18 protein-coding genes and 3 pseudogenes are annotated in these 12,174 nt (G+C 40.3%); 10 read left to right on the forward strand and 11 right to left on the reverse strand.

Annotation, left to right across the window (positions count from 1 at the left end):
- From IQ229_RS01045 to IQ229_RS01070, 6 genes and pseudogenes are all read left to right on the forward strand, one after another.
- Positions 1-669 (forward strand): annotated as a pseudogene (locus IQ229_RS01045) (SAM-dependent methyltransferase); the annotation flags it as partial.
- A gap of 36 nt (positions 670-705) precedes the next feature.
- Positions 706-939: a hypothetical protein gene (locus tag IQ229_RS01050; RefSeq protein WP_194040484.1), complete on the forward strand. Its 234-nt coding sequence runs from the start codon at positions 706-708 to the stop codon at positions 937-939.
- A 5-nt stretch (positions 940-944) separates the two neighbouring features.
- Positions 945-1,220: a hypothetical protein gene (locus IQ229_RS01055; protein WP_194040486.1), complete on the forward strand. Its 276-nt coding sequence runs from the start codon at positions 945-947 to the stop codon at positions 1,218-1,220.
- Entirely contained in the window at positions 1,213-1,437 is a 225-nt protein-coding gene (locus IQ229_RS01060; RefSeq protein ID WP_194040488.1) for a DUF2283 domain-containing protein, read from the forward strand. Before IQ229_RS01055 ends, IQ229_RS01060 begins: the two co-directional genes overlap by 8 nt.
- Positions 1,438-1,703: 266 nt before the next feature.
- Positions 1,704-2,324, forward strand: a pseudogene (locus IQ229_RS01065) (Uma2 family endonuclease).
- A gap of 199 nt (positions 2,325-2,523) precedes the next feature.
- Positions 2,524-3,547, forward strand: a pseudogene (locus tag IQ229_RS01070) (IS4 family transposase).
- Between the two features lie 431 nt (positions 3,548-3,978).
- On the opposite strand, the gene IQ229_RS01075 reads toward IQ229_RS01070, so the two are convergent.
- The 10 genes from IQ229_RS01075 to IQ229_RS01120 form a co-directional block, all read right to left on the reverse strand.
- Positions 3,979-4,341, reverse strand: a complete 363-nt coding sequence (locus IQ229_RS01075) for a TolC family protein (protein WP_194040490.1) — start codon at positions 4,339-4,341, stop codon at positions 3,979-3,981.
- On the reverse strand, positions 4,322-4,852 hold the full coding sequence (locus IQ229_RS01080; RefSeq protein WP_194040492.1) for an HlyD family secretion protein: 531 nt from the start codon (positions 4,850-4,852) through the stop codon (positions 4,322-4,324). Before IQ229_RS01080 ends, IQ229_RS01075 begins: the two co-directional genes overlap by 20 nt.
- Positions 4,853-5,211: 359 nt before the next feature.
- Positions 5,212-5,382 carry a hypothetical protein gene (locus IQ229_RS01085; protein ID WP_194040494.1) on the reverse strand — a complete coding sequence of 57 codons (171 nt, stop codon included), beginning with the start codon at positions 5,380-5,382 and terminating at the stop codon, positions 5,212-5,214.
- A complete protein-coding gene (locus IQ229_RS01090; protein ID WP_194040496.1) occupies positions 5,375-6,415 on the reverse strand; it encodes a metal-dependent hydrolase in 1,041 nt (346 codons plus the stop codon). Before IQ229_RS01090 ends, IQ229_RS01085 begins: the two co-directional genes overlap by 8 nt.
- On the reverse strand, positions 6,415-6,792 hold the full coding sequence (locus tag IQ229_RS01095) for a hypothetical protein (RefSeq protein ID WP_228012965.1): 378 nt from the start codon (positions 6,790-6,792) through the stop codon (positions 6,415-6,417). Before IQ229_RS01095 ends, IQ229_RS01090 begins: the two co-directional genes overlap by 1 nt.
- A gap of 133 nt (positions 6,793-6,925) precedes the next feature.
- Positions 6,926-7,120, reverse strand: a complete 195-nt coding sequence (locus IQ229_RS01100) for a hypothetical protein (RefSeq protein ID WP_228012967.1) — start codon at positions 7,118-7,120, stop codon at positions 6,926-6,928.
- Complete coding sequence (locus tag IQ229_RS01105) at positions 7,113-7,559, reverse strand: hypothetical protein (RefSeq protein WP_194040498.1); 447 nt, start codon at positions 7,557-7,559, stop codon at positions 7,113-7,115. The genes IQ229_RS01100 and IQ229_RS01105 overlap by 8 nt, the downstream gene beginning before the upstream one ends.
- A gap of 31 nt (positions 7,560-7,590) precedes the next feature.
- Positions 7,591-7,809: a hypothetical protein gene (locus IQ229_RS01110; protein WP_194040500.1), complete on the reverse strand. Its 219-nt coding sequence runs from the start codon at positions 7,807-7,809 to the stop codon at positions 7,591-7,593.
- Between the two features lie 307 nt (positions 7,810-8,116).
- Positions 8,117-8,290 carry a hypothetical protein gene (locus IQ229_RS01115; protein WP_194040501.1) on the reverse strand — a complete coding sequence of 58 codons (174 nt, stop codon included), beginning with the start codon at positions 8,288-8,290 and terminating at the stop codon, positions 8,117-8,119.
- A complete protein-coding gene (locus IQ229_RS01120) occupies positions 8,278-8,433 on the reverse strand; it encodes a hypothetical protein (RefSeq protein ID WP_194040503.1) in 156 nt (51 codons plus the stop codon). The genes IQ229_RS01115 and IQ229_RS01120 overlap by 13 nt, the downstream gene beginning before the upstream one ends.
- 305 nt (positions 8,434-8,738) lie before the next feature.
- Here IQ229_RS01120 and IQ229_RS01125 point away from each other — a divergent pair, with 305 nt between their 5' ends.
- The 4 genes from IQ229_RS01125 to IQ229_RS01140 all read left to right on the forward strand — a co-directional run bounded on the left by IQ229_RS01125 (position 8,739) and on the right by IQ229_RS01140 (position 10,782).
- Positions 8,739-9,383, forward strand: a complete 645-nt coding sequence (locus IQ229_RS01125; protein WP_194040505.1) for an AAA family ATPase — start codon at positions 8,739-8,741, stop codon at positions 9,381-9,383.
- Positions 9,380-9,739 carry a CopG family transcriptional regulator gene (locus IQ229_RS01130; RefSeq protein WP_194040507.1) on the forward strand — a complete coding sequence of 120 codons (360 nt, stop codon included), beginning with the start codon at positions 9,380-9,382 and terminating at the stop codon, positions 9,737-9,739. The genes IQ229_RS01125 and IQ229_RS01130 overlap by 4 nt, the downstream gene beginning before the upstream one ends.
- A 498-nt stretch (positions 9,740-10,237) precedes the next feature.
- Positions 10,238-10,513, forward strand: a complete 276-nt coding sequence (locus IQ229_RS01135) for a ribbon-helix-helix domain-containing protein (RefSeq protein ID WP_194040508.1) — start codon at positions 10,238-10,240, stop codon at positions 10,511-10,513.
- A gap of 17 nt (positions 10,514-10,530) precedes the next feature.
- On the forward strand, positions 10,531-10,782 hold the full coding sequence (locus IQ229_RS01140; protein ID WP_194040509.1) for a hypothetical protein: 252 nt from the start codon (positions 10,531-10,533) through the stop codon (positions 10,780-10,782).
- A gap of 766 nt (positions 10,783-11,548) precedes the next feature.
- Here the strand turns inward: IQ229_RS01140 and IQ229_RS01145 are convergent.
- A partial coding sequence (locus IQ229_RS01145; RefSeq protein WP_228012972.1) for a hypothetical protein occupies positions 11,549-12,174 on the reverse strand: 626 nt, incomplete at its 5' end.

The raw sequence follows: 12,174 nt of genomic DNA on the forward strand, positions 1-12,174 counted from the left end.
TATTCGCGGTTGGTGGATATTGCGGAAATTGCGGGGAATGATTGGAATCTTAACGTGCGTCGTTATGTTGATAATACCCCAGAACCCGAACCGGAAGATGTTAGGGCGCATTTATTGGGGGGTATTCCTAAACGGGAAGTAGCTGCTAAGTCTCATATACTGGCAAAGTTGGGTTTAAAATCTGATTTGGTGTTTCAAGATAAAGATGCTGATTATTATGCTTTTCACGATCGTATTCAGGGAAAAGATGATTTAAAAGCTCTAATTGAAAGCAATCAAGATTTATGTCAAATTATTGATAATATGGATAGTTTGTTAGTTGATTGGTGGCAAGAAGCTCAGGATGATTTTGCTAGTTTAGCACCTACTTCACCCCGTCCTAACGAATACCCGTCGCTTGATCAGAGAGGGAAAAGGCAAGAGGTAAAAAATGGCAATCAATTACCTCATGTCCGACAAGAATTGATTGATTCTTTGAAAAATAAATTAGTGCCTGTGAATGTGTTGGATTTGTTTCAAGTGGCGGGTGTGTTTGTTAATTGGTGGGATAACATTAGATATGATTTAAAAACGATTATCCAAAATGGTTGGAGTCCTACTTTAATCCCTGATTCCTATATTATTAAGGCATTTTTTCAAGTTGAAGCTGATGAAATTGAGCAGCTATAAAGTGATATCGCGCAAAAAGATGCTGAGATTGATTCGTTGTTGGAAACGGCACAGGAATTATTAGAGTATGAAGCTGAAGAGGATGAGAAGATTACAGCAAAGTTAATGAAGAATGAACTAACGGCAAGGGTTAAAAGGAGTAAGGACAAAATCGCTCTACCTTTATTTCCTGGGGATAAATATGCGGTAGCGGCTGGGACGGTGGAACGGGAACGGGAGGAGACTTTGCAAGAGTTAAATGATTTTTTGAGTAAGCTAAATTATATTTAAGAGATATGGTTAAGATTATTTGGACTGACTATATGCAATATAGAGCGGAGTTAAGGGGGTTTGATTTAAGTATCTTGGAAAATATTATTAGGTTTTCGGGAGAAAGGTATGATGATACAGTAACAGGAAGTCAAATTGTTGTAGGTAAACATAATCAGGAATTGGTTATTATACCTTATGAAATCAACGATGATTCTATTACTCCGATAACTGTGCATACAACTACTCGTCAGCAAATAAAGTTTCGTTTAACAAGTGGGAGATTTGTAATTTATGAATAATTCTAAAATGGCGTATTTTGAAAAAGAGGATATTTTGCATTTAACTATTTCTGATGAACGGGAAGCGGGAAGTGTGGAAATTAGCCCTAATATTACCGCAGAACTTAATGAAGATGGTGATTTAATAGGGATAGAAATTATTAATGCTAGTGCTTTTATTCGAGATTCAATTTTAGAATCTGTACAAGCAAGATTATTAACAGCTAGTGGAAAATAGGAATAATAAAAGTAGATTTTTTAATGAGTAGTTACATATAGCGGTTCTCGACAAGCATGAGGTACAATTTTGACCTCTCTCCAAACCTTTCTCCTAAAAGGAGAGAGGCTTTGATTTGTTCCCCATTCCCGCTTCGGGAAGGGGGTTAGGTCTATTTGGATACTTGTACCTCACCGGATTGAAAATAGTTATAATTGTACGTTGGTTATAACGCAGTGAAACTCAACCTACAGCTTAATCATTAGAAATCATAAGGAAAAATAATCATGGTACAGTCAGCACCAAAACTAATCAATGTTAATGAGTTTATTACTCAATATGGTGACAACAATAATTATGAACTAATTGATGGGGAATTAATCGAGATGGAACCAACAGGTCCCCATGAACAAGTATCATCTTTTACGAGTCGAAAACTGAATGTAGAAATAGATCGCCATAATTTACCATACTTTACACCCCATCGCTGTTTGATTAAACTATTAGGAACAAGTACGGCTTTTCGCCCCGATGTGATTGTACTCGATCAAACACAACTAATTAATGAACCGTTATGGCAACAATAACCTGTAATCACATCAGGGAAATCAATTAAACTAATTGCGGAAGTTGTTAGTACCAACTGGCAAAATGATTACGCTCGTAAAGTTGAAGATTATGCTTTATTAGGTGTACCTGAATATTGGATTATAGATTATTTGGGGCTAGGTGGGAGAGAGTATATTGGCAAAACTAAGCAGCCAACGATTACAATTTGTAAGTTAATAGAAGATGAGTATCAAAAGCAATTGTTTCAAAATGATACTCAACTTGTTTCCTCTCTGTTTCCAAATTTACAATTAGCAGCAAAACAAGTTTTGTCTGCTGGTGGTACTGTCACTATTTAGATTGTAGGTTGGGTAGAACGCAGTGAAACCCAACATTTTCGTATTTTTGTTGGGTTTCGTTCCTCAACCCAACCTACAAAGTATATTTAATTTTTTATAGGGTTAGTGGCAAAAGTGTTGAATGTTAATAAAAATCCGATAAAAATAGCCCAAAATATGTTAAATTTTGGGCGGAAGATTAAAGTATATCTATTTGATAGTGATTATAAATTCATTTCCCAAGATTGTCAAAGGTATCTTGAGAGGACTGCCAAAAAACGATTATCCAGTATTGAACAGTCGTCTGTTCTTTGAGTGCTGGCTATCTGATGCTATGGATAACAGCTTAACAAGTATGCGAGATTTGTTTAAGAGACTAAATAACACAGGATTTGAGGTAGATATTTCTACTTTCTCTAAAGCAAATTTACATCGAAGCCAAAAACCATTTCAAGAAATTTACCAAAAAGTAAATGAATTAGTACAGAAGAAAGTTCAAAAAAAGTTACACGATAAATATGCGATTTGTCCAATTGATTCAACAATTATCACTCTCACCAGTAAGTTGTTATGGATACTAGGACACCATCAAGTAAAACTTTTTAGTTCCCTAAATCTAGCTACTGGAAGTCCATCAGATAACTTCATCAATTTGGGGCATGATCATGATTATAAATTTGGTTCTAAAATGATGTCTAGTTTACCAACAAATGCTGTTGGAGTAATGGATAGAGGATTTGCTGGACTAAAATTTATTCAAGAATTAGTACAAGAAAACAAATATTTTGTCTTGCGGATAAAAAATAATTGGAAACTAGAATTTGAGGAATCAACTGGGTTGCTTAAAGTTGGTGCATCTGATGATGCTCTTTTCTTTTAGAGTGATTAATTTTTGTGATTTAGAAACGAAAACTGAGTTTCGCTTAGTGACTAATTTACCTGAGTCAGGAGATGCAGCAGTTACTGATGATGAAATTAGGGACATTTCTAGATTACGTTGGGGAGTCGAACTATTGTGGAAGTTTTTAAAAATGCATTTAAAACTCGACAAGTTAATTACTAAAAACGTCAATGGTATCACCATACAAATTTACGTTAGTTTAATAGCTTATCTAATTTTACAAATATTATCTATCCCACAACAATGGGGACATACGCTATTAGATAAATTCCGCTATTTACAATCTTGTATGTGTCAGAAAATCAGTTATGTTCATTGGTTTGAGGAGATGATGTCATGTTGACTATTTTGGACTTTTTAGAGTTAGTGTAATTAAATATGTAAAGTTTTGTATCAAGATTCAACATTTCTGCTACAGATACACTCCCTCGCTGTATCAATGGAGTAGCAGAAATTGAACGAGCTTCTAATTTTAAAACTCCTGACGGTAGTTTTGTAATTGTTGGTCAAACTCCACTTAGTCAACACGCGGTTGCATTCCCAGGTATATCACTTTCTAGACAAGTTAATGTCAATGCCTGTGGATTTATTTCGTTGCGTTCTTCTGCACAATATCCAGTATCAGGAACAATTCAGGTTAATGGTACTGATATTGATACTGCTGCTGTTGCTACTGGATACGCACCTCGTTGCATTAACAATGTTCTGTACAAGCCTCAAATATAGAATCGTGATGTAATCAAAATTTGGGGCTGCTAGCCAGCCCTTTATTACTTACAATCCATCTATACCCAGCACTAGTAATTTAACCTTTTCTAATCTTGAGCGTAACTGAGTCCAAGCGCGGTAAGTCGTAGCTTTTTCTTTATCAAGAGATGACGTTTCTGATAGAAAAGAATTTGTTGTACCCTGCCCTAATCTATACTCCACTTCAATTAATTGCATCCTTTGAGATGACCTTTTAGCAACTTCTTGAGATATTTGAAACTCTCGTTTTGCATCATCTAAATCAAAAATTGCTAAGTATATTTTCTCTCGAATAGTATCGTTGAGTTGCGCTCTGTCACGCTGCATTTGCGCCAATTTAACTTGTAAGTCGGCAATAGCGATCGCTGCTCTATCTAGTAGGAGTGGCATCAGTACCACTGACAACAAGAGTAACTTCAACCGAGAGGTCTTTATCTTTTTGACCAACATACTTGATTCTCCTCACCTGCCCGGAATATGGCGATTTAACAGTTGATAGTTGAGCTAACCTGTTGTCAACCTCTTGAATCCTGCCCTTAACCTGGGCAACTTGAAAATCCTTATCTCGCTTTTGAGCCTCAGTTTCCATCAATTGACGAGAGTAGGACTGGTTTGCTTGATTTTCTTCCTCAATTCGCTTTGCTAGTGCTAACGAATGCTCATATTCTTGATAACTGCGTCTATCCTCGGCAGATTTAAGTTGAGCCTGGGCGACTAACAAAGCGCTCCTAGCTTCCTGCAAAGATGCCGATAAACTACGTTCCTTCTCAGCAGCGTTAAGACTCGCAGCTTCTAGCTTTGCCTGTGCCATTCGTTCCTGGGCTTCGGCTTGTTGCACCTCGGCCTGACGTTGTTCTAAAATCTGGGCTTCATGCTCCCCTACCGCCTCCGGCAGTTCCATCTGCGAGATTGCATCAATTTTGCGTTGCTGAATTTCTAAAGCCCTAGTAGCTGCCTGGGTTTTGACCTTTGCATCTTCGAGCGCTGCCGTCTCCTGTGGTGGGGCTACAGACAGCGATCGCTTTTGTAGATCCAGTGCTGCGGTTTCCTCCAGAACTTTAAGCTGTGCCTTTTCAATCGCCGCCCTCTCCTGGGCATAGGAGACAGGAGGTAAGCCCTTGACAGATGGAACTGACTTAAGTCCTGGAGGTGTTGGAACTTGACGAGCTTCGATTTGTGTCAGTGACAGCTGTAGTTCTTTAAGCTGTGCATCCAGCTTTGCCCTTTCGTCTACACGGTCAGCAATGGTATCGCCAGCAGCTACAGTGTCACCTTGCCCGATCCAGATGCACCAATGACGACAGCATGACCATTTGGCAGCGTTTCTGGGTTCCAGGTTACTTTATCCCCCAGAACTATACCTGATGAACTGGTTGAATCTTTCTTTGTAGAATTGGGTTTTAAAACTGCGGTTGGTAATGGTTTAGGCATTGACTGTAATCACTCGGATTGATAATTGACCTGTAGCAAACTGCTCTCCCAGAAATTGGGTGACAGAATTGAGGGGCGCGGCTTCTAAGGTGACAGAAGTACCAGACACTCTAATAAATGGGAATTGATGAGGGTCAGACGAGAAAGTTATGCTATCTGGGTCATCAACCGTCAATTGACCACTGACAAAAACACTCGTCCCAACACGATTAAAACGAGCGATCGCACTGGCTACCTGTTCTTCTTCCAACCGTACAGTTTCAATGTTAGTGACAGCTGCCTTACCTACGTCAGCAGTGATTTCCTCAGTAATAATCTGCGCGTCTGGTTCAGTACCAGCTTTATAGACTTGTCCGGTAGACGACTGGACAATAAAACCGCTACCGTGAGACTGAATAATTGTGTATTCCCCCAGAACTTTTGAGCGGTCGATAGCCCTAACCCCTTTAATCTGAGCTTTGACTAAATGGGTGCTTCCAGATTCGTTGTATATATGTTGTACCCCTGATGGCGAAGCAATGAGACGGTTGAACTGGGTAAATAACCCCCCAGAATTGTTGATGTTAAAAACACTGAGAGAAATTGCAACTAATATCACCAGAACAAAATACTCAGCGTTGCTTCCAGTCCGTAGCCTTAAATCTCTGTTGCCAGGACAAACACACCTCACAGAGCTAGGCCAAAACATTTCCACCCCTCCGCGAGTAAAGACATCCGCGAACCACCCGAAAAAATAACCTATGCTGATGGCGTGGGCTGGGTTGAGAAAACTAGGAAACAATAGAGCAAATCCATAACTGACACCTGCTACAACTGCACTAGCAGCTAGGCTGTGAGTACAGCTACGATGCGGTAACTTTTCCTCAAAGAACGCGCTCACCCAAGGCAGCACTCGACCAGCCGGACTAGTTGATATATCGATATCCGGTAACAGACCGGCGATCGCACCGATTGTAATGATGGCGGGGCTGGAGGTTCCCAACAACAAACTAGTAGCGGTTCCACTGATCAACAGATGGCTAACTCCTAGCATTAGCGAATTCTCCCACTTTCACGAGGGAGATTGTAAAGAAGTCTTGATATACCGAGGAAAACCGCAGCAGCTATACCACCAAAAATATACAATGCCTGATCGTTGGTTCCCAGACCAATAAATCGCATGATGATAAAGACAATTCCCGCTAGAAGAATCAACGGGGTAATGTCAAAATATCTTCTATGATCGGCTCCTTCCACCTCTAAGCCCAAGTATTCCTCGTCAATCGCTCGTTGAGCTAACATCGGGTTGCCACCGGCGCGTTCTTGCAGTTTTGCCAATTCAGATCGCTTGAGACTGATTCCTCTCTCAAGTGCTGCCTGTTCCATCAACTCTCTAATTGCATACTCTGGCAGGGGTCTGAAAACATTCACAGGGGCTAATCGCGGTTTTGTGCATTATTTTTCTAATGAGTTTGAGTGATGAGGGAAAGCAGTAAAGCGCCATTGTTCTAGTAAAGTTTACTAGAACAATGCGGCTCGACACCCTTGGAAACAGTCACAGGGGCTAATCAGAGTTTTGTGCATTTAACTTGACCTTGAAATACTGCCGCTTTAGTTTCGAGTCGCCCCGGTTGGCGTAGTGTTTGGAGCTTTCAAAAATAGTTATTAGTCCGCGTTTCTCCATCTCCTTAAAAAACCATTCCCATCGCTCCAAGTCGGATGGTGGCGCAGTGAATCGTAAATCGTTAATCTCACCCATTATCATCACCCCAGCTGATTGCATCTAAAAACTCAACAGCATCATTCTCCCAGGTTTCTCGCTGTCTAGACTGTCTAGCCTGACTATCTTCTGCAACTATCACTATGTTGGGAGGGTCGAGGACATCCAAGCGTGACTCAATCAGAGCGATCGCTTGTGCTAGTGCGGCAATTTGTTTTCTATCCTTCCTAACCTCACCCATCAAACTTATTTGAATATCAACTATTCGCCGCTTCAGTTCGTCTACCTCTGGCTTAGTGACAGCTGGTTTAGGTTGGGTAGATTGGGTAGCAAGGTGAACTGTCAGGCGATTTTTCAAGGCATCCAAAACAAACTCTTTGAGAGAAATACGTTCATCCTGTGCCCGTGTCTTGACAATCTCAAGTAATTCTTTCTCCCCTTCACCATCAAACTTGATGTTTAATTGTGGTCGGCTCATGGCTAGACTTGGGTAGCTTTGTCTACCCAAATCATAACTTATTGCGTTCTTCCTTGGGGTTATCGTAGGCATCAATAGCCGCTTCTAACAATACATCCTGTAATTTTTCTAGTGACTCAATTGCCTGCGTTATACCAGCATAAGCACCATTCAAACAATTTGCAGCTTCATCATTTTCAGGTTGAACCGTTAAAATTTTTCTCTGAATTTCAGATAGTGTTTCAACGTGTTTTTTGATTTGATAACTCATTGTGATCGCCCCTCCCTATCCCTGATTTCACTCTTCATCTTCTGCTCAACCCATTCTGAAAAATCACCATCAAAGCCGGAGTCTTCCAGTATTCGCAATAGCTTACGATGCAGAACTTTATCTATATATATAGTTGTCTGCCTGTAATTTGGATGCGATCGCTTGACGTACATTGCTGAAGCTAATTATCAGGAAGCTGCTGATCGTGCTGATGAAAGCAGGACAGACAAAGAAATTTAAGAGCTACAGCTTCGCAATTTCCTTGCGCGATAATGGCTAGCAGCCAGGGGCATAAACTGATTGATAATTATGTCTGGTGCTGTAATTGCTTGCTTGCTTCAATGAGTGCTGAGAAGTTTTCAAGTTGCAGCGTATTAAACTTGATAATTCCAATAATTCCAAAAAATTGAGTATCATTCATAAACGATTGGTCAGCTTGGGCAGTTGCCTTTTGTCCCCACAATAGCTCTAACCGTAGCATTCGCCACAAACCCAAGCGGTGAATTTCTTGCCCAAGAATGAGAAAATCACCGTCATTGTTCGTAAAACTGTCTGTCTTTGACTGTAGGGTTGAATTGTTCCTGAAAGCATTAAAGTTTCTCTGACACCAATATTTGCTACCATTTCCAGATTAACCCACAAAGTGTAATCGCCTGCGGCGAGAGTAGCTCATCGCCCCATTATGCTCACAAGTGCGTTGTTTTTTGTGCAGATAATATACAATCCATTTTTACAACTCTAGCCTTTTAGGGGGCATAACGAAACAGCTATAACTGCCTTCCTATCATATATATACTTAATGCAGTAATGCAGTAATGCAGTTTTTTGGCTAAATTCTCTGACTGTAATAAGCCCTCAATACACGTTTTTAAGTTATACTTACTGCATCAATTCAGTAATGCAGTAATGCAGTAATGCAGTAATGCAGTATGACAGTAATTGCCCTTGTCAATCAAAAAGGGGGCTGCTCAAAATCTACCTCTGCCGTTCATTTAACGTGCTGGTTATCCCGTAAAGGTCACAAAGTCCATTTGCTAGATGCTGACGCTCAACGTAGCAGCTCAATTTGGCTTCAGTCGATGGATGATATCAAAATTCCTACAACTGTGCTGCAATCACCTGATGATCTCTTAGAGCAAATCCCAGAGTTAGCAGCGCAATGTGACCATCTAATAATAGATGGCCCAGCCGGTTTGTCTGAAGCCAGCAGAGCAATATTATTTAGAGCCGATCTAGCTGTAGTTCCCTGTCAGCCCACAGGGTTAGATTTACAGTCAGCAAGTGACGCTGTGCGATTAATCAGACAAGCTCAGTCTGTGCGAGGTGGTGCGCCCCAAGCCGCTATATTCATCAGTCGTGCTGTTAAGGGTACAAAATTATTAGGTGAAGCGATCGCACTTCTATCTAAATCCAAAGAAGCGACGGTACTAAAAACTGTGATTCACCAGAAACAAGCGATCGCAGATACTTTTGGTCAAGCTGCAACAATTTGGGATTTACCTGGCCGTCAAGCGGCAGAGTCAGCACGGGAGTATGAGCGACTGTTTAAAGAAATCCTGGGGATGCTGTCATGACTGCCAAAAAGCGAAAGCCCCTAGATGATGCCCTTGCCCATGAGTTTGTTTATGGTTCCCAAAGCCAGGAGACTGCAAACTCAGACACTCAAAGCGAGACTCAGCCAACACTAGAGCAAGAACCTGTACCACAATCTACATTACCTATATCACCTATATCTACCCCGCAACCAGCTAAGTTTAATCTCATGTCTGAACTTCAACAACCTTCTAAAGAGCCAACAATCAGACTAACTGTTGACTTGCCTGAATCAATGCACCGTAAGTTATCTGTGCTGGCAGCTAAGACAAGCAGGAAAAAGGTTGAGATTGTGCGGCTTCTGTTGGATGAAGCACTTAAGGATGTAGAAGAGTAATGCAGTAATTAATGCAGTAATGCAGTATTTAAGTAAATAAGTATTTATGAGGCGATCCGGTTGTGATAACTGTGATCGCCTGAAATTTTCGAGCGAGGAAATCTGCTGTGGCTGTTGCTTAATCATGATGCTCCGATGATTCTTAGAGGATGGGAAGGAGCGATCGCATAACCGTAATACTTGACTCAGCCTATGATGGTGGTGCATTGGTGATGGATAATGTAGAATACTTTTAGTGGTATGAATATTCATCCTTTAGGGTAGGTTATGCAAAGAATCCTAAAATATGGAGCGATTGCATAACCGTAATACTTGACTCAGCCTATGATAGTGGTGTATTGGTGATGGATAATGTAGAATACTTGTAGTGGTATGCATATTCATCTTTTAAAGCAGGTTATCCAAAGAATCCTAAAATATACTCCTTAAAGCAGAGTCAATTTTAGAATCTTTAGTGAAGAATATAAATGTAAGGTTTGGAGTTCAATAATCGAAAAAATGAAAGAAAAGCAACCAGATTCCAGCAAGATTCAAAGTATCCAAGTAGAAGTAGGTCGTCCAAGTGTAGCAAAAACTACAATTTCTCTTCCAAAGCCAGAATTAGAAAAACTGAAAAAATACGCAAAGGAAACGGGAATTTCTTTCAGTGAAGCAATCGAGCAGGCTATCAAAGTAGATGAGCTAATTCGTGAACACATGAATAAAGGGGGAGCAATTTATTTTGAGAGTCCAGATAGCGATGAACTAATTAAGATTGAGATATCTCGTGGTTAAAAGAGGAGCAAATGTATATGAACTTTCCACTAATAGCTTTTATCTCAATCTTAAAAAAGCCTTTGCCGAAGGCTTTGGCATATTTTCTTTTTTCAAGGCTTCCAGATGTTAATAAAGAAGAGAAAAAACCAAAATCAATAGATATAAAAAAAACTCCAACTTCTAAGCAGCAATTTTTGGCAAACTATAAAATTTCTCAATCTGTTGATGGGCAAAATGGACATATACCTGTCAAGGCTACGCATTACAAGAAGCTGAAAGAAAAATAATTGAGTAAAGTCTATTCTTAAAACTCATACGTGCATTAAGAAAACTTTGTCGTTTCAGGCTTTCAGAACTAACTTCATGAGGTTTATATGAGTAAGGAACAGATCCTGGTCTCTGTATTTGCAGCAACCTTCATTACTGTAGCTTCTCTATCAGTGATAGACCCATCAGCTAGGACAATACTCTATGAGTTTTCAAAGTTGTTCTTAGCTGGTTATGTAGGTTACTTGCTCAGATAAAAGCTTCCAGTTTGACTAAAATGAAGACAGATCACTTCTACAATTTCCTTGTTGACTTGTGGCACTGATGTATTAGTAATTCTCAAAAGAATAATAGGTTGCACGGTACTCGGTTTTTCCCTCGATTACACGAGTTTCGATAACTGGTACAATTTGTGTTTCCTTCATGTTGTTAATGCTTCTTAAAATTGAAAATTTAAAGCGATCGCGCCCTCACGATCGCCTTTTGCTCTAAGACAATTGTTAGTTGAGAGCAGCAGTGATCGCACCCCCAACCCGCGTAGGCAAAGCCCGCCGCAGGCATCGCCCTTTTCCTCTATGAAAAATTACTACTTCTTACCTGTTCTAAGAAAGTAGGTAATGAAGATTTCAATGAACTATTTACCACAATCTCCTTCCTTTTCACCTTCTGAAGGATAATTCTGGTTGTTGCACAAGCCTCATCAAATGAGCAATCAAGCTGGTCTTTAACCATAAAAACTAGCTTGGTCATCTCGTCTAAAACTTCAGTGCTATACATCTGTTCCCCTTAATTAAGTGCTGTGTTAATCGCATCCGTGATTTTTTGATGTTCCAAGTTTCTAACATACAGCGCCGCCGTTGTCCCAGCTTCAGCAATGATCGTGAACAGTGCGGGGGAGTCTGGTTTCGCCTTGGTTAGATACAACAAAACTTTGATTAAATTATCCTCTGGATTTTCCTTCTCAAGTTCTTTTAGAGCATCGTAATTAGTTCTGGAAGCTAGCGCGAGATGATGATATTCAGTTTGGGGCGTGAGGAATCTTAGAATGTTTTGGGTTGCATTACCTACTGGATCACTGGAATCAAAAGCGATCGCATTTCCATCACTGATTTTATCTAAGGTCTTCACCTGCGCGTGGTCAGCAGCAGCGTTGGTCGCGGCGGATAAAAGCTTGCGTAGAGCAGGGTTGGTGCTTGTTGCACTGACCAGAAAACCCAGGCATTTACAGTAAAAATCCCTGAGATGACTGGCGTTAATTTTTTTAACTGCGATCGCATCACCCTTTTTGTATTGCTCTAATGCCTGACGTTGCCATTCATCAGTTGGTTCGCCCAATACCTCAAAAATTGTGTTGATTGCTAGTTCAACGTTGGGGGTAGTAGCCGTTGTAGTCATTTCTAACTCCTTATTTT

The organism is Nostoc cf. edaphicum LEGE 07299, from assembly GCF_015207245.1.
Classification (GTDB): domain Bacteria; phylum Cyanobacteriota; class Cyanobacteriia; order Cyanobacteriales; family Nostocaceae; genus Nostoc; species Nostoc edaphicum_B.

Excerpts from the sequence above, each read along its gene's own strand:
- IQ229_RS01055 (WP_194040486.1), top strand. The coding sequence starts at position 945 with ATGGTTAAGATTATTTGGACTGACTATATGCAATATAGAGCGGAGTTA.
- IQ229_RS01060 (WP_194040488.1), top strand. The coding sequence starts at position 1,213 with ATGAATAATTCTAAAATGGCGTATTTTGAAAAAGAGGATATTTTGCAT.
- IQ229_RS01075 (WP_194040490.1), bottom strand. The coding sequence starts at position 4,341 with ATGCCACTCCTACTAGATAGAGCAGCGATCGCTATTGCCGACTTACAA.
- IQ229_RS01080 (WP_194040492.1), bottom strand. The coding sequence starts at position 4,852 with ATGGAACTGCCGGAGGCGGTAGGGGAGCATGAAGCCCAGATTTTAGAA.
- IQ229_RS01085 (WP_194040494.1), bottom strand. The coding sequence starts at position 5,382 with ATGCCTAAACCATTACCAACCGCAGTTTTAAAACCCAATTCTACAAAG.
- IQ229_RS01090 (WP_194040496.1), bottom strand. The coding sequence starts at position 6,415 with ATGCTAGGAGTTAGCCATCTGTTGATCAGTGGAACCGCTACTAGTTTG.
- IQ229_RS01100 (WP_228012967.1), bottom strand. The coding sequence starts at position 7,120 with ATGGGTGAGATTAACGATTTACGATTCACTGCGCCACCATCCGACTTG.
- IQ229_RS01105 (WP_194040498.1), bottom strand. The coding sequence starts at position 7,559 with ATGAGCCGACCACAATTAAACATCAAGTTTGATGGTGAAGGGGAGAAA.
- IQ229_RS01110 (WP_194040500.1), bottom strand. The coding sequence starts at position 7,809 with ATGAGTTATCAAATCAAAAAACACGTTGAAACACTATCTGAAATTCAG.
- IQ229_RS01115 (WP_194040501.1), bottom strand. The coding sequence starts at position 8,290 with ATGCTACGGTTAGAGCTATTGTGGGGACAAAAGGCAACTGCCCAAGCT.
- IQ229_RS01120 (WP_194040503.1), bottom strand. The coding sequence starts at position 8,433 with ATGGTAGCAAATATTGGTGTCAGAGAAACTTTAATGCTTTCAGGAACA.
- IQ229_RS01125 (WP_194040505.1), top strand. The coding sequence starts at position 8,739 with ATGACAGTAATTGCCCTTGTCAATCAAAAAGGGGGCTGCTCAAAATCT.
- IQ229_RS01130 (WP_194040507.1), top strand. The coding sequence starts at position 9,380 with ATGACTGCCAAAAAGCGAAAGCCCCTAGATGATGCCCTTGCCCATGAG.
- IQ229_RS01135 (WP_194040508.1), top strand. The coding sequence starts at position 10,238 with ATGAAAGAAAAGCAACCAGATTCCAGCAAGATTCAAAGTATCCAAGTA.
- IQ229_RS01140 (WP_194040509.1), top strand. The coding sequence starts at position 10,531 with ATGAACTTTCCACTAATAGCTTTTATCTCAATCTTAAAAAAGCCTTTG.